Genomic DNA, 26,976 nt, shown 5'->3' with positions numbered 1-26,976 from the left:
TATGCGTCATATGCATGAGCCCCGGGGAATCGACCATGTCGGTGTGACCGTCCCCGATATCGAGGCGGCGAGCGAGTTCTTCGCCCGGGTGCTCGGAGCCGAAGTGCTCTATGACACGCTTCCCTGTGCGGAAGGTCCCAGAGGAGGCCGGGAGACCACCCGGCGGCTCGGGGTCCCGCCCGGCACCGAGCAGGTCGCCGTGCGCATGCTGCGTCTGCCGCACGGTCCCGGTATCGAACTGTTCGAATTTCACGGTCCCCGGCAGCGTGCGGCCGCCGTACCCAGCGATCTGGGCTGGCAGCATCTGGCCTGCTATGTGACGGACCTGCCCGCCGCCTGTGAGACCGTCCGAGAGGCGGGCGGCACCGTACTCGACCAGCCGCACGGGCTGCCGGGCCCCGAGTCCGGTCCCCGCAACCGGTTCGTCTACTGCCGCACCCCCTGGGGCAGCACGCTGGAACTGCTCACCTACCCGGACCCGATGCCGTACGAGCACCGGACGCCGCTGCGCCGCTGGACGCCGTGATCCGCCGACCGGCCGAGCGGTCGCAGGCCGCGGCCGGATCGGAGTGGCGGACTCACGGGCTCAGGCGGCCTTGCCGGAACCGCCCAGTGCTTCGAGCAGCTGCTCCCGGTTCATCTTCGAGCGCCCCTTGACGCCCTGCTTCCCGGCGCGCTGGTAGAGCTCGTCCTTGCTGAGCTCTTCCAGCGCGGGGCCCTTGCGGGAGGAGCCCTTGCCCTCGCCCTGGACCTTGCTCCCGGCCCGGGCCTGGGTCTTGCCCTTGCTCTGGGCCTTGCTCGCGCCCCGGGATGCCGCCTTTCCGGAGCGGGCCCGCTCGATGCTGCGGTTGAGGGCTTCGCTGAGGTCCACCACGTTGGTGGCCTCGGGCGGGCCCTCCTCCGGGGTGATCTCCTCGCCCTTGGCCTTGGCCTCGACCAGCGCGCGCACCCGTTCCTCGTAGGTGTCGCTGTAGTCCTGCGGCCGGAAGGGGGTGCTCATGCTGTCGATCAACTGCTGTGCCGTCTTCAGCTCCTTGCTGCCGGAGCGCTCGTGGCCCGGCAGCGCGGGCAGCTCCTCGCGCGGGTCGCGCACCTCGTCCGCCCAGTGCAGCGTGTGCAGCGTGAGGGCGTCCTCGGCTGCCCGCAGGGCGACCAGGTACTCCTTGCTGTGCATCACGAATGTGGCGACGCCCGTCTTCCCGGACTCGGCGAGCGCTGCCCGCAGCAGCTCATACGGCTTCTCGTACTGGTCGCCGCTCGGGGCCAGATAGTAGGCGCGCACGTAGTAGACCGGATCGATCTCCGTGGCCTCCACGAATCCGCTGACGTCGATCACCTGGGACTTTCCGGGCGCGATCTCGGCCAGTTCCTCCCGCTCGACGGTGACGTACTCGCCGTCGGCGACCTCGTACCCCTTGACGATGTCGTCGTACTCGACGCGCTTGCCGGTGCGCTCGTTGACGCGCTTGTTCCGGACCCGGTCGTCTGTGCCCCGCTGCAGCTGGTGGAAGTGGGTGGTGTGGTCCTCGGTCGCGGAGTACATCCGCACCGGAACCGTGACCAGCCCGAAGGTGATCACTCCGCTCCAGACCGGACGCGCCATCGCTTCTCCCGCCCTTCCTGCGCCCTGCTGCTCCTCAGTACCGCGAAGCCGCCACTCTGTGCGGAAGCGGCCACTCTGTGCTGCGGACACGTCGTGCGCCCCCGCGGTCCCGCAGGGCGCCGGCGCGTGCGCTCTCACTCTGGCCCCTGGCGTACTCACCCGCATCCGGGGGCAACGCGCTCGGGTTCCGGGTTGCACTCCTCGGGCGCCTCACACCTGCGATTTCCCCCGCTCGGCTGTAGCTCTGCTGCCCCTTGCAGCGCCGTGCCGCCCCCTGCCGCGCCGTGCCGCCCCCTGCGCCCCCGCGTGCTTCGCACTGGCCCCACCGAGAGGGAGTCACCGGGCACGGTGAGGGGAAAGCCGATTACTGAGAGCGCACCATTCCCACACGCTTCGCGCTGCTTGGCGCGCCTGGGCCGGAGAAAGGAGACGCCGCTCCGGTATGACGACTCACGACCTCACCGACGTCCCCGCCGCACCTTCCCTGCTGGCGTACGCGCACGAGCGGACCGAACCCGTACTGAGGGAGGCCGTCGGGGCGCTGCAGCCAGAGCTGCGGCGGGTCTGCGGCTACCACTTCGGCTGGACCCGGCCGGACGGCAGCCCCACCTACGGCGTCACCCCGGGCCCGTACCCGCACGCGGCGCTCGCCCTGCACGCGGCGGGCGCCGGCGAGGCCGAGCGGGACGGCGGGCTTCCCGAGGCCTCCACGGCCGCGGCACTGCCGGGGGCCGCGGCCGTGGAGCTCGTACACAACTGGGCCGCGTTGCACGACGACGTCATGGACGGTGAAGCGCTGCGACGGGGCCGCTCCGCGGTATGGGCCGTCTACGGCACCGGCTGGGCTGTGCTGGCAGGGGACGCGCTGCTGGGCGCCGCCACCCGCTGTCTGCTGCTGTCCGGGGACCCCGCCGGTACGCGGGGAGAGTACGCGGGAGATACGGGGGAGGAGGGCGCGGGAGGGGCGCGCGCCACCGTGCTGCGGCTGCTGACCCGTACGACCTCCCGGCTGATCAGCGGCCGCTCGGCAGAACTGGCACTGCGCCGCCGGGCGCCCGAGGGGATCAGCGTGGAGGAGTACGCGGCGGTCGCGGCGGCCCGCACCAGCTCGCTGCTGGAGTGTGCGCTGGCGGGCGGGGCGCTGCTGGGCGGCGCCGACGAGCGGGTCGTCGAGGCGCTGACGCGGGCCGGTCACCATCTGGGCATAGCCGTGCAGGCCGCCCGCGACATCGAGGACCTCTGGTCCGGTACGGGGCTGAGCGGCCGGCCCGTCATGAGCGGATTACGGGAGGGCGGGCCGAGCCTGCCGCTGATCGCGGCGCTGCGCGCGGGCAACCCCGCGGCGCGCACTCTCGCCGAGTCACTGGGTGGCGGCCCCGCCTGTCCGCCGCCCCCCGACGAGCTGGCCGACCTCATCGAGAACGCGGGCGGGCGCGCCGCGGCGCACGAGATCTCCTCCTGGCAACTGTCCGAGGCGTTCACCCAGTTGGACAAGGCCGAGCTGCCGTCCGCGTCGCACGCCGCCCTTCGCACGCTCTTCCGGCACACCGTCACCCGCGCGTGAGCGCGAGCGCCCGGGCCTGAGCCGGGCGGGGCTGAGACGGCGCGAGCTGTGCGCGTGTCGGACGATCTTCCGGGTGCACCTTGTAGGCCGTTCGGCGGTAGCCGCGGTGTGGCTGCGGGACAGAGGGGACGAGTCATTAACCAGTCCGTTAATCGGACTTATATGACTTTCCCTCACTCTCCCGGCCTGTCCCACCTCGGAGGAGCTCAGATGAGCAGCAGTCACCCCGCCCCCGGCCCCGCTCCCCACCGCACCGGTATCCGCACCTGCACCGGTGCCCCCGCTGGCGTCCGCCCCCGAGGCCGTACCCGGGCCGGTGTCCGGCAAGCGGCGGCCGCTGTCGCACTCGCCGCGCTGCTCGGCGGCGTCACCGGATGCGGTGACGATTCCCGTTCCGGGCGGGACGGCGGCCGGGCCGGACACGGCAGCGGGGAACAGGCCGCGCAGGCGCAGGGGGAGCGTGGCGAGCACTCGCGGCGCGGGTTCTCGCTGTTCGCCACGGGTGACCTGCTGGTGCACGACTCGATCATCCGGCAGGCGCGCGCGGACGCGGGCGGCTCCGGCTACGACTTCGGCCGTATGATCGCAGCGGCCAAGCCGCTGGCGCAGAAGGCCGACCTGGCGATCTGCCATATGGAGACCATCTACGGCCCCGACGGCGGGCCGTTCACCGGCTATCCGCTCTTCCAGACGCCTCCGCAGCTCGCCCGCTCCGTCAAGGAGGCGGGCTACGACTCGTGTTCGACCGGCTCCAACCACACCCTGGACGACAGCGCCGACGGGGTGGGCCGCACCCTCAAGGCGATGGACGGCGCGGGTCTCAAACATGTGGGGTCGGCCCGGTCGGAACAGGAGCGCGGCCGTCCGGCCCTGCTGCGGGCGGGTGACGCCAAGGTGGCGCAGCTCTCCTACACCTACGGCACCAACGGCATCTCCCTGCCCGAGAACAAGCCGTGGCTCGTCAACCTCATCGAGCCCGAGCGCATCATCCGGGATGCCCGGGCCGCGCGCCGGGCCGGGGCCGACGTGGTGGTGGCCAGCCTGCACTGGGGCACCGAGTGGCAGGAGAGCCCGGATGAACTGCAGCGCTCCGTGGCCAAGAAGCTGACCGCCTCGCGCTCCCATGGGCGCCGGGACATCGATCTGATCCTCGGCACCCACGCGCACGTGCCCCAGGCGTACGAGAAGGTCAACGGGACCTGGGTCGTCTACGGGATGGGCGACCAGATCGCCGGGAAGATGAACGACCCGCGCGGCAGCATGGGCAGCGCGGCCCGCTTCCACTTCGTGCCGCCGAAGGCGCGGCCCGGTGCGGAGGACAGTAAGGGCGCCGGTGGGCAGTGGACCGTCGACAAGGCGGGGTTCACCCCGTTCATGATGAAGACCTCGCCCCGGCATACGCTGATCAATCTCGCGTCCGAGAAGAGCAGGAGTGCGGGTGACCCCGCGCAGGACGAGGCGTACGAGACCATCCGCGAGGCCGTCTTCAGCCGAGGAGCCAAGAAGGACGGCCTGCGCATGCTCCCATGATTGCTCGGCCCCGCCACAGCGGGAGGGACGGGGCGCCACCTCAGAGAGGGGCACCGCCATGGCCGGCCGCTCCAGTGGCGGTGGGGCGGCGGCCGGTGCGGTTCACGATGATGGCGCCGACGACCATCAGCAGGCCCACGCCAGCCGCCGAGAGGCCGATCGTCAACAGCGCCGTGTCCATCGGCGGGTGCTGGGTGGGCTTGACGTCCGTCGGGGACGCCAGGAACTCCTTGCCCTTGTACTCGGTGGGAGAGGCATCGTGAGCCGGAGGCTTCGCCGTGGCGCGTACGGCGGCCGCCGCGTTGATCACCCCGTGGCCGACCAGCGGACTGTAGCCCCCCGGCGGGTGCTCCGCGGTCTCGGTGAGGATGGCCCGGATCTGGGAGGGCTTCAGCTTGTGGTTCTTGGCCAGCATCAGCGCCACCACACCGGAGGTGAGCGCCGCGGCGGGCGAGGTGCCGTTGACGGCTTCGTAGCCGCCGGTGTTCTTCGCGCTGACGATGCCGACGCCGGGCGCCGCCACCGTGTTGTACGTCCGCACGGTGGAGAACTCGGCCCGGTCGCCGCCCTGTTCGACGGCGGCGACGGCGATGACGCCGGGGTAGCCGGCCGGGTAGGACGAGTCGTTGAGGACGTCGCCGTCGTTGCCCGCCGAGGCCACGACGGTCACGCCCTTGTACGCGGCGTGGGCCAGGGCCTTGGTCTCGTCCTCGTTGAAGCTGGACCCGAAGGAGTCGCCGCCCAGCGACATGGAGATGACGTCCGCGCCGTGGTCGACCGCGTAGTTGATGCCTTGGGCGACGGGGCTGGGCCCGGTCTTCCAGTCGTCGGCGTCGTGCTCCTTTTTGTCGTCGATCACCCGTACCGACAGGATGTGGGCCTTCGGGGCGACCTTGAGCACGTCGGAGGCCATGGCCGTGCCGTGGCCTCCCCAGCGCGGATCTCCCGGCTCCAGGCCGTCCTTGAGGAAGTCGGGCCCGGTGGTCACCTTGCCGGCGAGCGCCGGGTGGTTCTTCTCCACGCCGCTGTCCAGCACGGCGACCTTGATGCCCTCGCCCTTGGAGGTGCGCTGAGCGGCGGACAGACCGAGGGCCCGAGCTTCCCAACTGGTGGGCGTGTCGGCCCGGGCGGGGGTCACGGTGGTCGCGCACAGCAGGGAGCTCAGCCCGGCCGCGGCGATCAGCGTGCCGAGGCGCCGGCGGTTCATGAGGTCTCCTCGTTCAGCAGGTCGCCCAGATGCATGTTCAGGTCCTCGGCGAGGGTGCCGGCCGCCTCCCGCCAGGGCATACGGTCCGACTTGGCGTCGAGCTCCGTCCTGCCCCAGTCGCCGGGCAGGCGGCCCGCCTTGCGGCCGTCGGTGGAACCGGCGGAGACGGCGATGGCGTAGGGGAGGCCGGGCCCGGTGGTCTGCGTCCCGTCCGAGCCGTTGCGGTCGGCGTCCTTCCAGTCGGCGGCGACGGTGTCCGGTACCGGGAAGGCCTTGACGCCGTGGCTCGCGGTGTCCTTGTCCTTCTCCGCGTCGAAGAAGGAGCTCATGCCCGCCTCGGGATCGTCCGTCTTCGGCAGGACGATGAGCGCCACGGTGGCGACCAGGTTGCCCGTCGGGTCGGTGTAGGTGGCGCGCAGCACCGCCTTGCAGCCGTGCTTGTCCGCCTCGGCGGCCAGCGTTCCGGTCAGCGCCTCGGAGCAGCCCGTCTTCTCGGATATGCCCAGGCGGTGCCACTCGGCGCTCTTCGGGTCGTCGGCGTCGGACTGGCCGGTCCGGGGCCCCAGCGTCTTGGGGAAGAGCTTGTCGACCGGCTCGTTGCGCCACATCACGGGGCCGTAGCCGGTGCGGTTGGGGATGTCCTGGTTGGCGTTGGAGAAGGTGTGCGCGGTCAGGGCACCGCCCGCGAGGAGGGCCAGCGCGCCGACGATGCTCAGGAAGGCGGTGAGGCAGTTGCGGCCGGTGTTCTTCTTCGGCCGGGGCGGGAAGGGCGCCGCACCACCGCCCGGCATCCCGCCACCGCCCGGCATCCCGCCGGGGAAGCCGCCGTTGGGATAGCCACCGCCTGGCGCACCCGCAGGGGGCATCCCCGGCTGGAAACCGGGCGCGGCGCCGGGCGCGGCGCCGTGTGGCGGTCCGGGCGGGGCTCCGATTGGACCAGGCGCCGCTCCGGGCGGACCAGGCGTGGCTCCGTACGGACCAGGTGCGGCGCCTGGTGGCATGGGTGGGGGCGCCGAAGGAGGTGGGCCGGGATGCCGCCCGGAGTTCCCGGCGTTCCCGGGACTTTCGGGCGGGCTCGGATAGGACATGGCTCCCCTCCTCGGTGTTCGGCGCCCCTGCGTACGGGCACGGAGCAGCGGGGGGAGACGTCAGCGCTCACGCGTTTCGACGCGCGTGCCCCCGCGTTCGCGTACGGAACACTATCGGCCACGTTTGGCGACAGGACGATCGATCCCCGGTCTCGCCTGTGTCACAGAACCGCAGGTCAGAACAGTTCCGGACATTCGAGACGGTTGTCCGCGCGCGGGGGCGCCGTCTCCGTTCAGACGGGCTGGAGGGTTTCCGGCTGCGCGGCCGGCGGGGCCTGCTCGTCCTCGGGGACGGAGATGACCCAGTGCGTCCGGTGCCGCGGGCGCAGATACAGCGCCCAGTAGGCGACGGCGAGGGCGACGATGGTGCCGGTGACGGCGAGGCTCTCGGCGCTCTGCTGCCACAGCACCCACAGCAGGGCCGTCATCAGCAGTGCGGGGAGCGCAGGCCACAGCGGCATGCGCCAGGCCGCCCGGTGCTTGTACGCCGCCCGGCGCGCGGCGAGGGCGCCGAGCGCGACGAAGACGTACATCCCGGCCACGGCCACCCCGGTGACCTCGCTCAGCATGTCCAGGTCGACGAAGCACAGCAGCGCGCCGGGTACGCCGACCACCAGTGTGGCCACCCAGGGGGAGCCGAAGCGCTTGCCGAGCCGGGTCAGGGCGCGGTTGACCGGGGTGGGCCAGGCGGAGTCGCGTGCCGAGGCGAAGACGACCCGGGAGTTCTGGATGACCATCACGATCGCGGCGTTGATGATCGCCAGCGCGATGCACAGGCTGATGAACGTTCCGACGGCCGAGTTGCTCCACTGCTGCACCATGGCCGCGATGTCGCCGCCGGCCAGTGCGTGCAGATCCGGAGCGCCCAGGGTGATGGCGACCACCGGGACGATGACGACCGCGAACCCGATGCCGAGGGTCCACAGCACGGTGCGGGCCACGGTGCGCCGGGGGTTCTCCATCTCCTCGGCCAGATATACGGCGGTGGAGAAGCCCTGCAGGATGAACAGCGCGGTGGCGAGCCCGGCGACGATCAGCCCGGCCGTGACCGGTGAGGTGTGGCCGTGGCCGCCGTCCATGACCGGGTGGAGGAGCACCGAGGCGGGGCGCTGGGCGTGGGTGAAGCCCAGGAAGGCGACGATGGCGGCGCCGACGACCTCCAGGGCGAGGAAGACACCGGTGATCCACGCGTTGGCCCGCAGGTCCAGCAGGCCCATGGCGGTGGAGAGCAGCATCACGGCGGCGGCCGCGAAGCGTGGATCGAGGTCGATGACCGGGGCGAGGTAGTCGGCGGTGCCCAGCGCGATGATCGGCGGCACGATCATGACGACGATCAGTGACAGGATGAAGACCAGCCATCCCGCCAGCCTGCCCATCAGGGTGCCGACCATGGCGTACTCACCGCCCGAGCTCGGGATGAGAGTGCCCAGCTCGGAGTAGGTGAACGCGACGCCGATGCACAGCAGCGCGGCGACGGTGATGGTGAGCGCGGTCCCGGTGCCCAGGGTGCTGAACGAGTCCGGCACGATCACGAAAAGTGACGACGCCGGGGTCAGACAGGACAGGGTGAGCAGCGTGCCGCCCACCACGCCGATGGAGCGGGTGAGCTTGGGCTTGCCGGGGTCTTCGAGCGTGTCGGTCATGCGGGTCCGTTCGTACTGTGCGTGCTGGGCGGGGGAGCGGTATCGCCTCCGGTGGCGCACCGAGCGGTCGGTGCGGAAGGTGTGGACGCCGGAATCGCGTTCCGGTGAGCGCATACAAGCTGTTGCAGCGAAGCGGAGTCAAGACCTCCATTCAACGGAATCCGTCGCAACAAAGGCTGTCCTCAACCGTTATAGGCGGTACAGGTGGCATACGAAGCTGATTCCGCGGCCCAAGGAAATCGCAGCCACGATCTCAGGGTTTTGCCGACCTCTCACAGCCCGCTCACAACACCAGGCTCATCGTCTGGATCAGGCTCAGCGCGATCACCGAGGCGGTCGAGACGGTCACCGTCACCGTCTTCAGCGCGCCCCGCGTCGTCTGGCCGAGCAGGCTCTGCAGCAGCCAGAAGGTGTTGCTGGTGGCGTGGACGGCGAACAGCGAGCCCGCGCCGGCGGCGAGGGCGACCAGGACCGGCTCCACGTCCAGCTCCGGCACCACCGGGACCAGGACGCTCGCCGCTGTGATGGCCGCGGTGACGACGGAGCCGATGGCCATGTGCAGGAGCGCTGCGATCAGCCAGACGAGCGCGAGCGGCGCCCAGGTGCTGGTCGAGACGTGGTCCTCGACCAGGTTCCCGAGCCCCACCGCGCCCACCACGGCGGCCAGCGACCCGCCCACGCCCCGCAGCACCAGGATCTGGCCGGTCTTCCGGTAGCCCCGCCCGAACAGCTCACTGACGGCGCCCCGGGGCAGCTGGCGCCGTGCGATCCAGCAGGCGCAGGTCAGCCCGGCGAGCAGGCCGACCACCGGGTCGCCGAGGAAGCCGAGGACGGGCGAACGCCACCCGGCGACCTCGGCGACGGCGCCGGTCGCGGTCAACACCAGCGCGAGGAGCAGCGGGGAGAGCAGCAGTGGCAACGGCCGCGCCGGGGCGGCGTCCTGCGCTGCGGCCGCGTCCTGCGCTGCGGCCGCATCCGGCGCACCGGCCGTGTCCCGCACCGTGTTCGCCGACGCCTCGCTCGGCTTGGCCGGGGGGTCCATGGGCACCGCCGCGCTCTCGTCCCGTTCGGGGTTCCAGAAGCCGTGCTTGACCAGCGTGTCGAACAGCAGCAGCGTCAGCACGATCGTCACGGACGCCAGCGGCAGGCCGTACAGCAGTATGTGGCCCAGCGAGACGCCCAGCAGCCCGGCCAGCGCGAGGGCGCCGACGCCCGGCACCGAGAGCGCGACACCCACCTCCAGGCCCAGGGCCAGCGCCGCGGCCATCCGCGCCGGCCCTCCCCGGCCGATTCGCCCGCCAAGCGCTCTGGCCAGTGGCGCGGTCACCACCAGCAGCACATCGGTGAAGATGAATTGGAGGAAGGTGCCGATCAGTACGGCGAAGGCGTAGGGCAGCGCCCGCCTGCCGAGTCTGCGCAGCAGCACGGCCATCAGCCGCTCGAAGGCGCCGAACGAGGCGAGCAGCGTGCCCAGCAGGACACCGAGCACGATCAGCAGCCCGACCTTGGCCATCAGGTCGCCGAAGCCCTTGTGGACGGTCTCCAGGGTCTCTTCGGGGCCCAGCCCGCAGACGATGCCGAGGTAGATGGCGCTGAGCACCAGCGCGAGCGCTGGGTTGAGCTTCGCCTTGAGAATGAGCAGGACCATCACGGCGACGGTGGTAGCCGTATGGACCAGGGGTGCCGCTTCTCCCATCCGGTACCTCTCTCGTCCGGGTGGCGGAAATGCGTACGAGTCCTTCGGGCCCCGTCCGCCGGCAGCCAGGGGCCCGTCAACGCGGCACTCGTGACCGAGTCCGTGACTGCCGTTGTGCATGCCCATTGGAGGGGCGGCACGTGCCTGTGCTCCTGCCGCCCCCTCGGACGGGGGATGGGATCGACGGCCAGGTCCGCGCGCAACGGCGGCACTCACCACACCGCGTGCGGCAGTGCGATCTCCCGGGCGTACAACCAAGCGCCCGGTACAGGCGTCAGCGGAGGCCGAAGGCCTCCACGATGCGCTGGGCCGCCAGCGTCGCCGTCAACGAGCCCTCGCGGACCCGCTCTTCCAGCAGCGGCGCCAACCGCCGCACCTCCTGGTGCTGTTCCAGCCGGCTCAGCAGATCGTCGCGCACCATCGACCACACCCACTCGACCTGCTGGTCGCGCCGTCTGGCCGCCAGCTCCCCGGTCGACTCCAGCACCGTGCGGTGCCGCTCCAGCCGCTCCCACACCTCGTCGAGCCCTGAGCCCTCCCGGCCGCTGCAGGTGAGCACGGGCGGGGTCCAAGCGGTGTCGGTACCGCGCATGAGTCGGAGTGCGCCCGCCAACTCGCGGGCGGCCGAGCGGGCGTCGCGCTCGTGCGGACCGTCGGCCTTGTTGACGGCCAGTACGTCCGCGATCTCCAGCACGCCCTTCTTGATGCCCTGGAGCTGGTCGCCGGTGCGGGCCAGGGTCAGCAGCAGGAAGGAGTCGACCATCTGCGCGACGGTCGCCTCCGACTGCCCCACGCCGACCGTCTCCACCAGGACGACGTCATAGCCGGCGGCCTCCATCACGATCATCGTCTCGCGGGTGGCCTTGGCGACGCCGCCCAGCGTCCCGGCGGTGGGGGAGGGGCGGACAAAGGCGGCCGGGTTGACCGCCAGGCGCTCCATCCGGGTCTTGTCGCCCAGGATGGAGCCGCCCGTACGGCTGGAGGAGGGGTCGACCGCCAGTACGGCGACCCGGTGTCCCCGCTCGGTCAGCAGGGTGCCCAGCGCGTCGATGAACGTCGACTTGCCGACTCCCGGCACCCCGCTGATTCCCACCCGCCGGGCGCCGCCCGAGTGCGGCAGCAGCGTCGTCAGCAACTGCTGGGCCAGCTCGCGGTGGTCGGCCCTGCGGGACTCGACCAGCGTGATGGCGCGGGCGATGTGCGCGCGGGAGCCCTCCAGCACGCCCTTGGCATAGCTGTCGAGGTCGATCGTCCGGGGCACCCGCTCAGCCCTCACGGCCTTCGGGTGCGTCCTGGCCGAGGTCGTGGTGGCCCAGCTCGTCGGCCAGCTTCCGCACCAGGTCGTACGCCGCGTCCGGGATCACCGTCCCCGGCGGGAAGACGGCCGTCGCACCGGCCTCGTGCAGCGGTTCGACATCGGCGGGCGGGATCACCCCGCCGACGACGATCATGATGTCGTCCCGCCCGGTCGCCGCCAGTTCGTCCCGCAGCGCCGGTACGAGCGTGAGGTGTCCGGCCGCCAGCGAGGAGACACCCACGATGTGCGCGTCCGCCTCCACGGCCTGCCGTGCCACCTCGGCCGGGGTCTGGAACAGCGGGCCGACATCGACGTCGAAGCCCAGGTCGGCGAAGGCGGTGGCGATCACCTTCTGGCCCCGGTCGTGCCCGTCCTGCCCCATCTTGGCCACCAGCAGCCGGGGCCTGCGCCCCTCCGCCTCCTCGAAGGCGTCCACCAGCTGACGGGTGCGGGCCAGGGACGACGACACTCCTGCCTCCTCGCGGTACACACCGGAGATCGTACGGATCTGACCCGCGTGCCGCCCGTACACCTTCTCGAGCGCATCGGAGATCTCCCCGACGGTGGCCATGGCGCGCGCCGCGTCCACCGCGAGCGCCAGCAGGTTGTTCTCCAGGCCCGGCCCCGAGCCCGCCTCCGCTGCCCGGGTGAGCGCGTCCAGCGCGGCCCGGCAGGCGCCCTCGTCGCGCTCGGCACGCAGCCTGCGCAGCTTCTCGATCTGCTGGGCACGCACCGCGGAGTTGTCGACCTTGAGCACGTCGATCTGCTCGTCACTGGCCGCCCGGTACTTGTTGACGCCGATCACCGGCTGCCTGCCGGAGTCGATCCGGGCCTGGGTGCGGGCAGCGGCCTCCTCGACGCGGAGCTTGGGAATGCCCGCGTCGATGGCCTTGGCCATGCCGCCCGCCGCCTCCACCTCCTCGATGTGCTGCCAGGCGCGGCGCGCCAGATCGTGGGTGAGCCGCTCGACGTACGCGCTGCCGCCCCACGGGTCGATCACCCGGCAGGTGCCCGACTCCTGCTGGAGGAGGAGCTGGGTGTTGCGCGCGATCCGCGCCGAGAAGTCGGTGGGCAGGGCCAGCGCCTCGTCCAGCGCGTTGGTGTGCAGCGACTGGGTGTGCCCCTGGGTCGCGGCCATCGCCTCGACACACGTACGGGTGACGTTGTTGAACACGTCCTGCGCCGTCAGCGACCAGCCGGAGGTCTGCGAATGGGTGCGCAGCGACAGCGACTTGGGGTTCTGCGGGTCGAACTGCCGTACCAGCTTCGCCCACAGCAGCCGCGCCGCGCGGAGCTTGGCGACCTCCATGAAGAAGTTCATGCCGATCGCCCAGAAGAACGACAGCCGCGGTGCGAACGCGTCCACGTCCATCCCCGCGTCCAGCCCGGCGCGCAGGTACTCCACCCCGTCCGCCAGGGTGTACGCCAGCTCCAGGTCGGCGGTGGCCCCGGCCTCCTGGATGTGGTAGCCGGAGATGGAGATGGAGTTGTAGCGCGGCATCTTCTGCGAGGTGTACGCGAAGATGTCGGAGATGATCCGCATCGAGGGCTGCGGCGGATAGATGTAGGTGTTGCGGACCATGAACTCCTTGAGGATGTCGTTCTGGATGGTCCCCGCCAGCTTCTCCGGCGGCACACCCTGTTCCTCGGCGGCGACGATGTAGAGCGCCAGTACCGGCAGGACAGCGCCGTTCATCGTCATCGAGACGGTCATCTTGTCCAGCGGGATGCCGTCGAACAGCTGCCGCATGTCGTACAGCGAGTCGATCGCCACGCCCGCCATGCCCACGTCGCCCGTCACCCGCGGGTGGTCGCTGTCGTAGCCGCGGTGGGTGGGCAGGTCGAAGGCGACCGACAGGCCCTTCTGACCGGCCGCCAGGTTGCGCCGGTAGAAGGCGTTGGACTCCTCGGCGGTGGAGAAGCCCGCGTACTGCCGGATCGTCCACGGCTGGTTGACGTACATCGTCGGGTACGGGCCGCGCAGATACGGGGCGATGCCCGGGTACGTCTCCAGGAAGTCCAGGCCGCGCAGATCCTCGTCCGTGTACAGCGGCTTGACCGCGATGCCCTCGGGTGTGTGCCACTCCAGGTCCGGAACACCGCGCCCGACGCGCTCCTTGACGGCCGCGCCCCACTGCTCGCTGGTGCCGGCCGCCTCTTCGGGCTCTTCGGGGTCCAGGCCGACGGCTGTGAAGTCCGGGATGCTCATGCGTCGACCCCCATGCGGTCGAGGAGAGAGGTGAGGAGGGCGACGGCGTCGACGCCCGCGTGGACGAACTCGTCGACTCCCGCGCCGGTGAACTCCGTGCGCAGCTCGGGGTCCTTGGGCTTCCCCGCCAGCAGCACGCGGGCCGCACCCGCCGCCTTGAGCGCGGCGGCCACCCCGGCGGCCTGCTCGGCGTACAGGGTGTCGCTGGAGCACAGACAGGCGACGGAGGCGCCGCTGCGGCGGAAGGCATCCGCCGCGTCGGATGCGTCCACCGTCACCGGATCGTGTACGGGCTCGATGCCCCCGGCCCGCGCGAGGTTGGCCACGAACGAGACCCGCGCGGTGTGCGCGGCAGCCGGGCCCAGCGCCGCCAGGAACAGCTTCGGGCGCCGACCGGTCGCCGCCAGCTGTGCGTCCGAGCGGGCGCGCAGCGCCTCGTACGCGTCGTCCCGCCGTACCCTCGGCAGCCCGCCGCTGGGCCTGACGGGTGCCGGCTCGCGCTCGACGGGGCGCTCGTCCAGCAGCGGGAACTCGCTGACGCCGGTGATCGGTTCGCTGCGGCGTGCCAGCTTCCCGCAGCGCTCGGCCCAGCCGGCGCGCAGCCGCTCGGCCACCAGCCCGTCGCGCAGCGCCTCGGCCATACCGCCAGCGCCCTCGATCTCCTGGAAGTGCTCCCAGGCGGTACGGGCCAGCTCGTCGGTGAGGGCCTCCACGTACCAGGAGCCGCCCGCCGGGTCGATCACCCCGGCCAGGTGCGACTCCTCCAGCAGGATGGTGGAGGTGTTGCGGGCGATACGCCGGGCGAACGCGTCCGGCAGTCCGAGTGCCTCGTCGAAGGGCAGCACCGTCACCGCGTCGGCGCCGCCGACTCCGGCGGCCAGCGTGGCGACCGTGGTGCGCAGCATGTTCACCCACGGGTCGCGGCGGGTCATCATCACCGGAGAGGTCACCGCGTGCTGCCGCTGTGCACCGGCGTGCGCGGGGCCGCCGCACGCCTGTACCACCCGGGACCACAGCCTGCGCGCGGCGCGCAGTGCCGCGATGGTGGCGAACTGGTCGGCGGTGGCCGCGTACCGGAACTCCAGCTGTCCGCAGGCCGCTTCGAGGGAGAGCCCAGCCTCGGTCATGTCCCGCAGGTAGGCCACCCCGGTCGCCAGCGCGCACCCCAGCTCCCGCGCCGGTGTGCCGCCCGCCTCGTGGTACGGCAGCGTGTCGACCACATACGTACGCAGGCCCGGGTGCCGGTTCGCGCACCGCGCCGCCAGCTGTGCTGCCTCCTGCCGCAGTCCGGGTGCCGTCTCGTGCGTGCCGGTACGGGCCGCGTGGCCCAGCGGGTCGGCGCCCAGCAGACTGTCCGGCGCCGGCTCTGTGCCGTCCTTCTCCAGCCGCTCCCGCAGCCGCAGCAGTTCGGCCGCCGCCGGGCCGAACTCTTGGCCCGCGTCCAGCGCGACGGGTGCCAGGTCGAGGTAGACGCCCTCCAGCGCGCGCTCCAGCTCGGCGACGGGCAGTCCGCCCGTGCCCACGGTCAGCCAGAGCGAGGTGACACCGTTCTCCAGGTCCGCGAGCACGGCCTCGCGGGTGCCCTCGGCGTCGGCACGCGTGTGCCGCTGCCGTATGTCCCAGCCCCGCGCGGCGTTCCCCTCCGCGCGGCCGCCCCGGGTGAACGGCGCGAACCCGGGGAAGCCGCGCGCGCCACCGCCGTCCCTCCTCGTGTACAGGGGGCGTACTTCGATGCCGTCGGCGAGCGTCGTGGTGAGGGCGGACTCGGGCACGGATGCGTCCGGGACCGTCGCTCCCGTCTTGCGCAGGACACCGGAGACGAGCTGCTGCCACTGGTCGTACGTGGCCTCCGGAAAGTCCTCCGCGAGGGAGAGCTCTTCTTCAGGCGGGACCGTCATGGCCGCAGATTAGGGGAGGCAACCCGCGAGTAGCATCAGCTCACGGGTGTGACCTTGCCCTCTCCCGAGTCCTCCCGGCCCCCGGACCCGCCGCGATGTTCGGCGAGGCCGCGCCGGGCGAGGCGGTCGGCGCGGCGGGTGGTCTCGGGCTGCCGGTAGGTGCGGGCAAGCCGCAGGGTCAGGGCGCAGGCGTTGTCGAGGCCGATGCCGCTGCCGACCGAGACGAACACCGGTTTGACCCCCGCCCGGGTGCGCAGCGCGCGGCCGACCTGCTCGCCGTCGATGGTCAGCGGCGTCCACGCGCCCCGCTCGGGCCCTGGCTGCGTGTACTCGAAGAGGAACGGCGTCTTGGCCACCCCGAAGCAGGGCAGTCCGGTCAACACGCCCAGATGCACGGCGAGTCCCGCGCGCCGGGGGTGTGCGACCCCGTAGCCGTCGCACACCACCACGTCCGGCCGCGGATGCCGGGACAGTCCCCGCAGCGCGGCCATGACGGACGGCAGTTCGCGGAACGCCAACAGCCCGGGTACGTACGGAAAGTCCGTACGGCCCACATGGACGGCCTCGTCCAGCACGGTCAGCGTCGCCGCGTCGAGCACGACGGCGGCGGCCACCAGGCCGCCGTCGTCCGCGTACGCGACATCCACCCCGGCCACGGTCCGCACCTGCTCGGGGCCCGGCCCCGGTCCCACCAGGTCGGCGGCCTCGCGCAGCCGCTCCTGCGCCGCGACCGCCTCCGCCTCGGTCCGGGGCCAGTCCCGCAGCTCGGCGCTTGTCGACTCGCCCATCTCACTCCGCTGTCGTCGGCCGTCATTGAGCGCACACCACCTCGTGCAGCTCGATCGGGTGGGAGTCTAGAGCGACGTACGCGGTGAAGGTGCTGGTGGTGCCGTCGGCCCAGTACGCCGTGACGGTCGCCCAGCCGACCCCGGCGGACTGTGCGACGGTCACCGGACCGACCTCGATGTTCTGCGGCGTGTTCTGGGCGCACAGGATGACGTCGTGGTCGGGGTTCTGCGCCTGCTTCTCCTGGAGGAAGTCGGAGACGAAGCGCTCCCGCTGGGATTCGGTCGGCCCGTGCGTGCCGTAGAACCAGGTCAGGAAGCGGTGGATGTCGTCGGCGGTGTGCCGGTGGCGGACGACCGGCCGCTTCGACGGCGTGTCGGCCGGTCCGTCCGCCCGCGCGGCGGACGCCCAGGGAGCTGCCTGCGGTGCCGGTGCCGGTGCCGCTTGCGCGGCCGGCACGGACAGCGCCAGCGCCGTCACCCCGGCGGCGCACAGCGTGAGGGCACTGCGGGTGTGGACGGAACGGAGCACAGCGGTGCGGAGCATAGGAACACCTCATTTGTCGGACGCTGTCCCGGATGGGGACTGATGACCGCATAGTCCGCCTTCCGGGGAGCCCGGGGGAACGGGAGCGCCACAGCGGACCCCCACAAATCCCCCACTTGGATGACGTCGCTCACTGCCCTCGTCGCAGGCGCACCCACAGGTACCGGGGCGCGGGCGCCGGAGTAGGTTTCCGTCCGGTGGACCGGCGGACCGGCGGACCGGCGGAGAGAGGAGCGTGCTTGCCATGGGGACGGCAGCCTCGCCGCAAGGGCGGCGGACCCTGCGCTCCGTGGACCTCGCGCGCGCCGCCGGGATCTCCACGCAGCAGGTGCGCAACTACGAGGAGGACGGCATCCTCCCACCCGCCGACCGCACCCCCTCCGGCTACCGCCTCTTCACCGAACGGCACCGCGCGGCGCTGCTCACCTACCGCGCACTGGTCAAGGGCTACGGCCTCGATCCGGCCCGGCGGATGCTGCACGCCGTACACGCCGGCGACGTGGCGGCCGCGCTTGCCCTGGTGAACGAGGGCCACGCGATCCTGCACGAGCAGCGCCGCTCCCTGCGGATGGCGAGCGAGGCGCTGACGGCGACGGCGGAGCAAGCCCCTGAGGAGGCGGCACAAACGCGCGCCGTCCTGCGCATCGGGGAGCTGGCACACCAGCTCGGCGTACGGCGCTCGGCGCTGCGCGTATGGGAGTCGGCAGGGCTGCTGACCCCGCGCCGGGAACCGGTCACCGGCTACCGCAGCTTCGGCCCGGCCGAGATCCGCGACGCCCGCCTGATCGCGCTGCTCAGGCAGAGCCGCTACCCGCTGCCCCAGATCCGTACCGTCCTGGACGGCCTGCGGGAGACCGGCAGCACGGCCGAGTTGCGCGCCGCGCTCGCCCGCCGCGCGCAGGAGCTGACAACGCGCACGACGGCCATGCTGGAGGGCTCCGGACTCCTGCACGCCTACCTGCGCGACCACGGCCACGACCGCCCAGGCCGTACGACGAACAAGCCTGACTCATGAGGCAGGGGCAGGAGCTCCGCTGCCCGTGCGCGGCAGGGGATTGAGATGATCGGACGCGTGTACGCCTCCTCTTCCTCCCCTCCGTCCCGCGCGCTCATGGACGCGTTCGCGGGCGAGTTCGAGATCCATCTGACCGTCGACTGCTCCAGCCCGGCCGTACGCACCGACACGCTTGCCGCCCTCGTGGCCGAACGGGGTTGGAAATACGCGTACATCGTGCTGGCCCGTGGCCGCACCCCGGTGCAGCCCATGGTGACCTTCACCGTCGACAGCGGGCAGCTCGGTGCGGCGTGGTCGGCAGCGCAGGCTGCGGCTGCCGAACTGGCCGCCGTCGGTTGCCCGGTCGTCCGCGTCAAGGTGGAGTCGGCGCCGTGGGCCCACGGCGTACCGGCCACCGACGCCGAGGGGCTGGCGCTCGGCCCCGCGTACTACTTCGAGCACCACGTGAAGCTGCTGCTGCCGACCGATACGGACACGGCAGAGCTCGCCCAGCTCGCCGTCCGGAATGCCGCGCACCTGTCCCGCAACGCCCGCCGCGTCCGCGACGACGGGCAGCGCGAGCAGTTCGTGACGCAGCGCTGTCACGAGGTCGGCAGCGCGACAGCGGGACGCCGCCTGGACGCGCTGCTCGCCGCACTGACCTCCCTGCCCTACGAAACTCTCGCGGTCGAACGGGAGTTCGTGGTGTACGACAGTGCGGAGGCGCTGGATACCGGGTGGCTGACCGAAGTGGAAGATGCGAGGCCATGAGCGAGTCAGCATGGAAGAAGCTCGGCCACGGCCCCTGGGCCGCAGAGAAGGCCGTGCCGCACCAGGAGCCGGACGAGGCGACCCGGAACGGCCTCGAACTGCCGCCCACCCTGCGACCCGTCAAGGGCGAAGCTGTGGTGCAGCGCGCCGTCTTCGACCCGTCGGTGGTCCACTACGCCAACGCGATGCGGCTGGGAAATCCGGAGTTCGCCGACCTGGCGACCGGCGAGCTCTGGTACGCGGCACGTCGCCGGGCGTTGGACCTCGTACTGGCGACCGTCGCGGACTCGCCGTGGGCCGAGCACCTGGTGCTGCGCGGCAGCGTGCTGCTGCGTGCCTGGTACGGGGAGGCCGCGCGCGAGCCCGGCGACCTCGACTTCGTGGTGGAGCCGACGACCTGGCAGCTCTCGGACGAGCGCACCGAGCGGATGCTGGACGGCCTCGCCCACCGCGCCGACCTCCGCTCTCGCAGCGCACACGGCGACGTCCGGCTTGACTCACAGGGCGCGACGTGCGACGAGATCTGGACGTACGACCGCGTACCGGGCCGTCGGCTGGTCATCCCCTGGACGGCCGAGGGCGTGCCCGGCGGCGCGGTCCAGCTCGACTTCGTCTTCAACGAACCCCTGCCGACACCGGCCGAGACCACCCGCATACCCCGCCCAGCAGGCGCCGTCGGCGGCGACACCCCGCTGCTCGTGCGCGCCGCCACCCGTGAACTCTCCCTGGCGTGGAAGATCCTGTGGCTGGCGAGCGACATGCACCCCGAGGCCAAAGACCTCTACGACGCCGTACTGCTCGCCGAGGACGAGCAGGTCTCGCTCCCGTACGAGCTGCTGCGCGCGGTCTTCCGAGGGGTGGACCACGGCTACTTCGACCGCAATCCGCTGCTGCTGGACTGGTTCGGATCGCAGGTGGGTGGGGACACCGAATGGTCGGAATGGGAGAAGGAGTATCCGGGGTGGGGAGTTCCGGGGCAGGACTGGGCGCAGCGTCTCGTCCGCGCTCTGCGTCCCACCTTCTCGCTGGACGACGGCAGCGGGGAGCCCGCCCGCTACCAGGAGTTCGCCCGCTGGCTCGCCCCGCTGACCGCGCAGTGCCGTACGGCGTTCGCCCACGGCGGGCTGCCCGCCGTGCTGGAGCTGCTGTTCCGTGAGCGGGTGTCGGCGGAGTCGGCACTGGTCGTCACCCGGGAGGCGCTGGGGCGCGGCGAGCACACCGTCGCCGGGGTGCTGCCGCTGCTGGCCGCCTTCCGGTCACGCCGGCGGGAGGACCGCCCGCGCGACCGGTGGGAGGAGGATGGGCTGGCTGAGGCCGCCAAAAGACTGGCCAGCACTGGCGGTTGAGGCCCGGACGGGGGTAAATCCTCTGTCACAGGGGGTGGTTGCTGTGTACGTCTACGAATCAGGGCGGCGGACAGGCGTGGTGCTCTTCCACGCGACGGGGGCTGTCGGAGCCCCGCTCCTCGTCCTCGCACTCGCGTACTGGGGCGCTTCGTACGCCGTCAACGGGGGACCGGAGCACAGCGTGTTCCTCGGCAACGCCCTGATCATCGTGGCGTTTCTCGGGGCCTTCGGCTCCGGCTTCCTCTCCGACTCCTCCCACCCCTTCCAGCCGTTGGTCGCGATCGTGACCAGCCTGCTGCTGGCCGCGAGCGTGGTCGGGGTGGCGGAGGTCGTGGACGGCGAGACGCTGCGCAGCCGGGGCAAGCCGACCCACTGCACGGTGCTGGACGTCGACCGGCAGGTGCACACCAGCACCTACACCGACAGCAACGGCGTGACCCACACGACCACCAGCGTCGACTACAAGCACAAGCTCGACTGCGCCGCCGGGCGGCCCGACTCGATGACGCTCGACGAGAAGCAGGCCGACAAGGGCGAGCACATTCAGGTGACCTACGACCCCCGCGAGCGGCTGGACCCCCGGCCGACCAAGTCGCTCGAAAAACACGGCAAGTGGTACACACTGGCCTACACGCTGCCGCCCGTGGCGATCGGCCTGCGCCTTCTGGTGCTGCTCGGCGCCGCCGTGCAACGGCGCCGCTACCACCGGTATTTGGCGCGGCAGGGTTACGTGGTGATCCGGCGGGAGCCCGGGAAGAGGTGAGCCGCGCGGGAGTGACGAAACCGGGCCGTTCTCCCGGGTCTCACTCGCTGGGCGACGGGCTCTCGTCGCGCTGCGGCCGCTGGGCGGCGATGTTGAAAGTGGTCGACCCGGCGTCCCGGAACCGCAGGGTGATCTTGACGTACTCGCCGCCCCTGATCTGCTTGCGCAGGCCACGCAGGAGCAGATGAGGCTTTCCGGACTCCAATTCGACCAGCTTCTGCGCGGGGAGGCGCACCTCTTCCCGCGGCTTGTCGTCCGCCCCCACGATCTGCACGGAGGAAGCCACCGGCGAGCTGGCGCCGATCAGCTTGTCGTCCTTCTGACTCTTGTTGTAGACCCACACATAGCCGGGCACGTCGTCTCCCGGCTTCCACGGTTCGCCGCCGCGCGGCTCGGCCAGGTGCGCGTATCTGAGCATCAGGTCACCGACGCGGGAGTTCTGGCCCGGCGCGTCCCAGTCCGGCAGGTCGAAGTCCTCGTCCCCGCCGCATCCGCTCGCGGAGGCGACCAGGATCAACGCGGCCGCTGCCCAACCGGCACGGCGACGCAGTTCGCACAGGTGTGCCATGGTCGTTCCTCTCGCAGGGGCGGTCGCTCCCCACCCTGCGTACGCCCGCGATCCCCGGCAACCGGGACGGGCCGTGCGAGGGACGGCGTCACTCCTGGACCGGGGCCGGTGGCAGTCCCCAGGGCGCCTCCAGCGCCGCCGGCAGCTGCCCCTGCGGGGTTTGGCGGCTGCGGCTGGGTTCGTGGCTGAGCGCGCCGTTCCCCGCGCCCCTGCGGGGCGCGGTCTCATGCCCGGCAGCGCGCCCAGACCGTCTTTCCGGGAGCGGCCGGTGTGCGGGCGCGTACGCCCCACTCCGTTGCCAGCGCCGCGACGAGGAGCAGACCCCGGCCGGACTCCTCGTCGGGCCGGGGGCACGCCGGTGCCGCCACCGGGGGCGCCGCCTCGCCCAGGGTGTCCGTCACCTCGATGAGCACGGAGCCCTGCGGGCGGCTGAGCGCCAGTTCGAAGTCCCGCCCCGGTACGCGGCCGTGCAGTACCGCGTTCGCGGCGAGCTCCGCGACGACCGCCGCCGCGTTGTCGCTGCGCTCGCTGCCGTAGGGGATGCCCCACGCGTCGAACTGGTGCAGCGCGAGAAGTCGCGCCAGGCGGGCGCCGCGCCGGGTGGCGGAGAAGCGCTGTACGAACATACGCTCGGTAGCGGCCGAGCGAGCCGGAGAGAGTGACTGACGCTGAGACATGGCCGTCACGCTGGCCCCTGGCGCCCGTCTTTACCAGATCAGCAACCCCTACGCTGCGCAAGCGTAGGGGTGCGGAGTGTGGACGGTACCGGCAATGACCCGTAACCCTGGGTGAGTTGGGGATGTTCCCCCGCCACAGGGAGGTGGCTGGAAGTGGCCGACTACGAGGACGACTACGACGACGAGGAGCGCGGCTGCGGCGGCAAGGAGCCGGAACGCTCGGACAGTCTCCGGACCTTCGGCGCGTTTGTGAAGGGCCTGCGCCAGCGTGCGGGGTTAACGCAGGAGGCGTGGGCCGAGCGCTCGGGCTACTCGCTGAGTACGTGCGCGGGCGTCGAACAGGGCCGCCGCTTTCCGCCCCCTCGGTTCATCGAGCGGGCGGAGAGGGAGTTGGACGCTGGCGGCGCGCTGAGGGAAGCCGCGAAGCATTTGTCGCGGGGCAACGGCATCGCCGCCTGGTTCCGTCAGTGGGCCAAGATGGAGCTCACGGCGCTCAGTCTGTACACCTACGAGTGCCGAGTGGTCCCGGGTCTGTTGCAGACCGAGGCGTACGCCCGCGCGGTCATGCGACAGGTGCCGCCAATGCCCACCGACGAGCAACTCGATGAGCGGCTGGCACTCAGGCTGGACCGGCAGGAGTTGCTGCACCGGAAGAAGCCGGTGATGTTCAGCTTCATCTTCGAGCAGGCGCTTCTGGAGCGGCGAACGGGAGGGGAGGAGGTCACGAGGGAGCTCTTGGACCATCTCATTGCCTGCGCCCAGCTGCCCAACGTGGAGTTGCAGATCATGCCACTCGTCCAGCCTGAGCATGCGGGGCTGGACGGGGCGTTGCAGCTCTTGGAGACGCCCGAGCATCGATGGTTCGCCTATTCCGAGGGCCAGGAGACGGGGCAACTGATCTCGGAACCGACATCGCTCAGCCGCTTGCATATGGTCTATGCAAAACTGCGCTCACAGGCTCTGACCCCGGCAGATTCCCTGAGCCTGCTGAAGCGAATGCGAGGAGCGCTATGAGCAACCCGACCGAGCTGAACTGGTTCAAGAGCAGCTACAGCGGCTCTCAGGGGGATAGTTGCGTCGAGGTCGCCATGGACTTCAGAAAGAGCAGCTACAGCACCGCACAAGGGGACAACTGCGTCGAGGTGGCAACCCTCCCCGGAGCGGTCCACGTCCGGGACTCCAAGGACACGACCATCCCCTCCCTCTGCATCACGCCGACCGCCTGGTCGGCGTTCATCGCATACGCGCCCCGTCAGGGGCGCGGGGAACTGGGCGACTAGCCACAACCAACCCTCACCCTGGGTACCGCTCCAGCACGCGGGCCTCATCGAAGTCGGCCTCCGAGAGAAAGACCGGCAGCACCTCGGCGGGGTCACCGTCGGAGACCAGGAAGTAGCCCGGCTTCGGCGCGTTCTCGACCTCGCGCACCAGCCCCGCCAGGGTCCCGTCCGCGAGGCGGAAGACAAAGGTGTTCCACGGCCCGAGGTCATCCCAGGTGACCTCGGGCTCGCCCCAGCGCCGTACGGCCTCCTCCGTGCTCAGGTCCAGATACGCGACCTGCGCGTTACGGCGCAGCAGCGCAGCGTCGACGCGCTCCACCCTCATCACACCTCCGTGACGAAGACCGGGACGCAAGATACGGGATGCGGCCGAGGAGGTGGCCGCAGCCGTCTTGACAGCCCGGACCCCGCGCTGGATTACTGGGCACACCGAATGGTCGGTCGGTATCTGCCGGAGGCGGGAGGTCGCAGGTGGGGAACGGTACGGGAACCGGGTCCCGGTCCGTGGCCGCGATGCTCGGCGGCGACCGGGCCTCCGCGGCCCTGGGCATCGCTCTCGTCGAGGCCGGCGAGGGATTTGCGACCGTGCGGATGCGGGTCACGGCCGACATGGTCAACGGCCACGGGACGGCCCACGGCGGCTATCTCTTCCTCCTCGCGGACACCGCGTTCGCCTGCGCCTGCAACAGCCATGGCCCGGTGACGGTGGCGGCAGGGGCGGACATCACCTTTGTGGCGCCCGCCTGGGAGGGCGACGAGTTGCTGGCCGTCGCGCAGGAGCGCACGCGGTACGGCCGCAGCGGGATCTACGACGTCACCGTGTTGCGCGGCGAGCAGGTGATCGCGGAGTTCCGGGGCCGCAGTCGTACGGCGACGCCGGGGAAGTGAACGGGGACGCGAGATGGACGAGCTGCTGGACGACGGCGAGCGGCTGAGCACGGACGAGCTGCGCCAGCTGCAACTGGAGCGGCTCCGCAGCACACTGCGGCACGCGTACGAGGACGTGGAGCTGTACCGCAAGAAGTTCGACGAGGCAGGAGTGCGGCCAGAGGACTGCCGCACCCTTGACGACCTGGCGAAGTTCCCGTTCACCACCAAGGCCGACCTGCGCGACACCTACCCGTTCGGGATGTTCGGCGTGCCCATGGAGGACGTACGCCGCATCCACGCCTCCAGCGGCTCGACCGGGCGCCCGACCGTCGTCGGGTACACCCAGCGCGACCTGGACACCTGGGCGGATCTGGTGGCGCGGTGCATCCGCGCCGCAGGTGGACGGCCGGGCCACAAGGTGCACATCTCGTACGGGTACGGGCTGTTCACGGGTGGGCTGGGAGCGCACTACGGCGCCGAGCGCGCCGGCTGCACCGTCATTCCGGCCTCCGGCGGGATGACGGGGAGACAGGTGCAGCTCATCCAGGACTTCCGGCCCGAGATCATCATGGTGACCCCCACGTACATGCTCACGCTGCTGGACGAGTTCGAGCGGCAGGGCATCGACCCGCGCACCACGTCGCTACGGGTCGGCATCTTCGGGGCCGAACCGTGGACGGAAGCGATGCGGCGCGAGATCGAGGAACGCTTCGACCTGCACGCCGTGGACATCTACGGGCTCTCGGAGGTGATGGGTCCGGGCGTCGCCCAGGAGTGCGTGGAGACCAAGGACGGACTCCAGCTGTGGGAAGACCACTTCTACCCGGAGATCGTCGACCCGCTGGGGGAGCAGCCGCAGGCCCAGGGTGAGCGCGGCGAGTTGGTGCTGACGACGCTCACCAAGGAGGCGCTGCCCGTCATCCGGTACCGCAGCCGGGATCTGACCCGGCTGCTGCCGGGGACGGCTCGGGCCGCCTTCCGCCGTATCGAGAAGATCACCGGTCGCAGCGACGACATGATCATCCTGCGCGGGGTGAATGTCTTTCCCAGTCAGATCGAGGAGATCGTGCTGGCCACACCGGCTGTGGCTCCGCATTTTCAGCTCCAACTCACCCGGCGGGGCCGGATGGACCACCTCACCGTGGTGGTGGAGGCGCGGGCGGCGGCCACTGGTGCCCAGCGGGCGGATGCGGCGGAAACCATTGTCCACCGCGTCAAGGAGGGCATCGGTGTGACGGTTGAGGCCCAGGTCGTCGACCCGGAAACCATTGAGCGCTCGGTCGGCAAGTTCCGCCGCCTCCGCGATATGCGGTAGCACCATGGCTCGCGTACCCCGCATGGGGCGCTGCGCTTGCGCCCCATGCGGGGCGCGGGGAACTGCGCGAACAACCACAACCAACCCGCAGACTGCAGCGGCCGGGCAGGGGCAGCCCCTCCCCAGCCGTCACGTCGCCGAGGGCTTCAGCAAGACCTTCACCATGCCGTCCTCCTTGCGCTGAAACGTGCCGTAGGCACTCGGCGCCTGCTCCAGCGAGAGCGAATGCGTGGCGAAATGGTCGACGCCCAGCGGGTCCTCATCGGTGAGCAGCGGCAAGATGTCGTCCACCCAGTTGCGGACGTTCGCCTGGCCCATCCGCAATTGGATCTGCTTGTCGAACAGCTTTAGCATCGGCAGCGGATCGGTGGCGCCCCCGTAGACGCCCGAGACGGACACGGTGCCGCCGCGCCGTACGACGTCGAACGCCGCGTTGAGCGCGGCCAGCCGGTCGACGCCGGCCCGCTGCATCATCTTGGCGCCCAGCGCGTCCGGCAGCAGGCCGACCGCCTGGTGCGCGGCCTTGGCGACGGGCGCGCCGTGCGCCTCCATACCGACCGCGTCGATGGCCGCGTCCGTACCCCGGCCCTGCGTCAGCTCCCGTACGGCGGCGCCCAGATCGTGATGCTCGCGCAGGTCGAGGGTGTGCACACCGTGCGCGCGGGCCCGCTCCAGCCGCTCGGGCACCAGGTCGACGCCGATCACCAGCTCCGCGCCCTGGTGCTGCGCGATCCGGGTCGCCATGTCGCCGATGGGTCCAAGTCCTAGCACGGTGACGCTGCCGCCCTTGGGGATGTCGGCGTAGGCCACGGCCTGCCAGGCCGTCGGCAGGACGTCGGACAGATAGACGAACCGCTCGTCCGGCGGCCCGTCCGGCACCTTGATCGGCAGGTGGTTCCCGAACGGGACCCGCATGAACTCCGCCTGGCCGCCCGGCACCTGACCGTACATCTTGCTGTAGCCGAACAGCGCGGCGCCGCTGCCGTACTCGTGCACCTGGGTGGTCTCACACTGCGACTGGAGCCCCTGGCGGCACATCCAGCAGGTGCCGCAGCTCACGTTGAACGGCACCACGACCCGGTCCCCGGGGGAGAGCGCCGCCACTTCCGGACCCACGTCCTCCACCACGCCCATCGGTTCGTGGCCGAGGATGTCGCCCTCGTCGAGGAACGGCCCGAGCACCTCGTACAGATGGAGGTCGGAGCCGCAGATCCCGCTGGTGGTGACCCGGACCAGAATGTCGTCCGGCTCGGTGATCTCCGGGTCGGGCACCGTCTCCACGCTGACGTTGCGCTTGCCTTGATAGGTGAGAGCCCTCATGTGTC

25 protein-coding genes are annotated in these 26,976 nt (G+C 71.2%); 11 read left to right on the top strand and 14 right to left on the bottom strand.

All coding sequences use genetic code 11. The annotated features are described in order from the left end of the window. The first annotated feature begins 10 nt into the window (after positions 1–10). Complete coding sequence (locus HC362_RS05470; RefSeq protein ID WP_243088372.1) at positions 11–526, top strand: VOC family protein; 516 nt, start codon at positions 11–13, stop codon at positions 524–526. Positions 527–586: 60 nt separating this feature from the next. Here the strand turns inward: HC362_RS05470 and HC362_RS05465 are convergent, their stop codons facing one another. Continuing rightward, positions 587–1,603, bottom strand: a complete 1,017-nt coding sequence (locus HC362_RS05465) for a Ku protein (RefSeq protein WP_243082733.1) — start codon at positions 1,601–1,603, stop codon at positions 587–589. A gap of 442 nt (positions 1,604–2,045) precedes the next feature. On the opposite strand from HC362_RS05465, the gene HC362_RS05460 reads away from it, so the two are divergent. Together HC362_RS05460 and HC362_RS05455 are read left to right on the top strand one after the other, a co-directional pair. Then, positions 2,046–3,167 (top strand): polyprenyl synthetase family protein, encoded by a 1,122-nt coding sequence (locus HC362_RS05460; RefSeq protein WP_243082731.1) that lies wholly within the window; start codon positions 2,046–2,048, stop codon positions 3,165–3,167. Positions 3,168–3,377: 210 nt separating this feature from the next. Next, positions 3,378–4,697: a CapA family protein gene (locus HC362_RS05455; protein ID WP_243082729.1), complete on the top strand. Its 1,320-nt coding sequence runs from the start codon at positions 3,378–3,380 to the stop codon at positions 4,695–4,697. 40 nt (positions 4,698–4,737) lie between these two features. Here the strand turns inward: HC362_RS05455 and HC362_RS05450 are convergent, their stop codons facing one another. The 9 genes from HC362_RS05450 to HC362_RS05410 form a co-directional block, all read right to left on the bottom strand. Further along, positions 4,738–5,904 carry a S8 family serine peptidase gene (locus HC362_RS05450; RefSeq protein ID WP_243082727.1) on the bottom strand — a complete coding sequence of 389 codons (1,167 nt, stop codon included), beginning with the start codon at positions 5,902–5,904 and terminating at the stop codon, positions 4,738–4,740. Then, positions 5,901–6,770 carry a hypothetical protein gene (locus HC362_RS05445; protein WP_243082725.1) on the bottom strand — a complete coding sequence of 290 codons (870 nt, stop codon included), beginning with the start codon at positions 6,768–6,770 and terminating at the stop codon, positions 5,901–5,903. The genes HC362_RS05450 and HC362_RS05445 overlap by 4 nt, the downstream gene beginning before the upstream one ends. A 455-nt stretch (positions 6,771–7,225) precedes the next feature. Further along, on the bottom strand, positions 7,226–8,635 hold the full coding sequence (locus HC362_RS05440; protein ID WP_243082723.1) for an APC family permease: 1,410 nt from the start codon (positions 8,633–8,635) through the stop codon (positions 7,226–7,228). A 283-nt stretch (positions 8,636–8,918) separates the two neighbouring features. After that, positions 8,919–10,331, bottom strand: a complete 1,413-nt coding sequence (locus HC362_RS05435; RefSeq protein WP_243082721.1) for an SLC13 family permease — start codon at positions 10,329–10,331, stop codon at positions 8,919–8,921. Between the two features lie 274 nt (positions 10,332–10,605). Beyond that, positions 10,606–11,592, bottom strand: a complete 987-nt coding sequence (gene meaB, locus HC362_RS05430; RefSeq protein WP_243088371.1) for a methylmalonyl Co-A mutase-associated GTPase MeaB — start codon at positions 11,590–11,592, stop codon at positions 10,606–10,608. A gap of 4 nt (positions 11,593–11,596) precedes the next feature. Continuing rightward, complete coding sequence (scpA, locus tag HC362_RS05425) at positions 11,597–13,837, bottom strand: methylmalonyl-CoA mutase (protein ID WP_243082720.1); 2,241 nt, start codon at positions 13,835–13,837, stop codon at positions 11,597–11,599. Beyond that, a complete protein-coding gene (locus HC362_RS05420) occupies positions 13,834–15,735 on the bottom strand; it encodes a methylmalonyl-CoA mutase family protein (RefSeq protein ID WP_243082718.1) in 1,902 nt (633 codons plus the stop codon). Before HC362_RS05420 ends, scpA begins: the two co-directional genes overlap by 4 nt. A gap of 35 nt (positions 15,736–15,770) precedes the next feature. Continuing rightward, on the bottom strand, positions 15,771–16,523 hold the full coding sequence (locus tag HC362_RS05415) for an endonuclease V (RefSeq protein WP_243082716.1): 753 nt from the start codon (positions 16,521–16,523) through the stop codon (positions 15,771–15,773). 22 nt (positions 16,524–16,545) lie between these two features. Then, positions 16,546–17,067, bottom strand: a complete 522-nt coding sequence (locus tag HC362_RS05410) for a hypothetical protein (RefSeq protein ID WP_243082715.1) — start codon at positions 17,065–17,067, stop codon at positions 16,546–16,548. Between the two features lie 244 nt (positions 17,068–17,311). Here HC362_RS05410 and HC362_RS05405 point away from each other — a divergent pair, with 244 nt between their 5' ends. From HC362_RS05405 to HC362_RS05390, 4 genes are read left to right on the top strand one after another with little or no spacing between them, the layout of a single operon-like run. Further along, a complete protein-coding gene (locus HC362_RS05405) occupies positions 17,312–18,082 on the top strand; it encodes a MerR family transcriptional regulator (RefSeq protein ID WP_243082714.1) in 771 nt (256 codons plus the stop codon). Positions 18,083–18,127: 45 nt separating this feature from the next. After that, positions 18,128–18,832 carry a hypothetical protein gene (locus HC362_RS05400; protein ID WP_243082713.1) on the top strand — a complete coding sequence of 235 codons (705 nt, stop codon included), beginning with the start codon at positions 18,128–18,130 and terminating at the stop codon, positions 18,830–18,832. Further along, positions 18,829–20,178, top strand: a complete 1,350-nt coding sequence (locus HC362_RS05395; RefSeq protein ID WP_243082711.1) for a nucleotidyl transferase AbiEii/AbiGii toxin family protein — start codon at positions 18,829–18,831, stop codon at positions 20,176–20,178. The genes HC362_RS05400 and HC362_RS05395 overlap by 4 nt, the downstream gene beginning before the upstream one ends. A 43-nt stretch (positions 20,179–20,221) precedes the next feature. Next, positions 20,222–20,941, top strand: coding sequence for a hypothetical protein (locus HC362_RS05390; RefSeq protein WP_243082709.1), 720 nt, complete (start codon positions 20,222–20,224; stop codon positions 20,939–20,941). 40 nt (positions 20,942–20,981) lie between these two features. On the opposite strand, the gene HC362_RS05385 is transcribed toward HC362_RS05390, so the two are convergent. Further along, entirely contained in the window at positions 20,982–21,509 is a 528-nt protein-coding gene (locus HC362_RS05385) for a copper chaperone PCu(A)C (RefSeq protein WP_243082708.1), read from the bottom strand. 224 nt (positions 21,510–21,733) lie between these two features. Next, positions 21,734–22,135 (bottom strand): ATP-binding protein, encoded by a 402-nt coding sequence (locus tag HC362_RS05380; protein WP_243082706.1) that lies wholly within the window; start codon positions 22,133–22,135, stop codon positions 21,734–21,736. Positions 22,136–22,339: 204 nt separating this feature from the next. Here HC362_RS05380 and HC362_RS05375 point away from each other — a divergent pair, with 204 nt between their 5' ends. After that, positions 22,340–23,200 carry a helix-turn-helix transcriptional regulator gene (locus HC362_RS05375; RefSeq protein ID WP_243082704.1) on the top strand — a complete coding sequence of 287 codons (861 nt, stop codon included), beginning with the start codon at positions 22,340–22,342 and terminating at the stop codon, positions 23,198–23,200. Continuing rightward, the gene (locus HC362_RS05370) at positions 23,197–23,466 is read left to right on the top strand and encodes a DUF397 domain-containing protein (RefSeq protein ID WP_243082703.1); all 270 of its coding nucleotides are present in this window, start codon (positions 23,197–23,199) and stop codon (positions 23,464–23,466) included. Before HC362_RS05375 ends, HC362_RS05370 begins: the two co-directional genes overlap by 4 nt. A 13-nt stretch (positions 23,467–23,479) precedes the next feature. On the opposite strand, the gene HC362_RS05365 is transcribed toward HC362_RS05370, so the two are convergent. Continuing rightward, positions 23,480–23,791 (bottom strand): hypothetical protein, encoded by a 312-nt coding sequence (locus tag HC362_RS05365; protein WP_243082701.1) that lies wholly within the window; start codon positions 23,789–23,791, stop codon positions 23,480–23,482. Between the two features lie 188 nt (positions 23,792–23,979). On the opposite strand from HC362_RS05365, the gene paaI reads away from it, so the two are divergent. Together paaI and paaK are read left to right on the top strand one after the other, a co-directional pair. Next, the gene (gene paaI / locus HC362_RS05360; RefSeq protein ID WP_243088370.1) at positions 23,980–24,354 is read left to right on the top strand and encodes a hydroxyphenylacetyl-CoA thioesterase PaaI; all 375 of its coding nucleotides are present in this window, start codon (positions 23,980–23,982) and stop codon (positions 24,352–24,354) included. Between the two features lie 13 nt (positions 24,355–24,367). Then, positions 24,368–25,651: a phenylacetate--CoA ligase PaaK gene (gene paaK / locus HC362_RS05355; RefSeq protein ID WP_243082699.1), complete on the top strand. Its 1,284-nt coding sequence runs from the start codon at positions 24,368–24,370 to the stop codon at positions 25,649–25,651. A 129-nt stretch (positions 25,652–25,780) separates the two neighbouring features. Here paaK and HC362_RS05350 read toward each other — a convergent pair whose 3' ends face one another. After that, on the bottom strand, positions 25,781–26,971 hold the full coding sequence (locus HC362_RS05350) for a zinc-dependent alcohol dehydrogenase (RefSeq protein ID WP_243082697.1): 1,191 nt from the start codon (positions 26,969–26,971) through the stop codon (positions 25,781–25,783). Positions 26,972–26,976 lie beyond the last annotated feature (5 nt).

The sequence above is a fragment of the Streptomyces sp. 891-h genome (assembly GCF_022760275.1).
GTDB classification, from domain to species: domain Bacteria; phylum Actinomycetota; class Actinomycetes; order Streptomycetales; family Streptomycetaceae; genus Streptomyces; species Streptomyces spirodelae.
The sequence above is the reverse complement of the archived record's forward strand: the minus strand, read 5'-3'. Positions and strand labels throughout refer to the sequence as shown.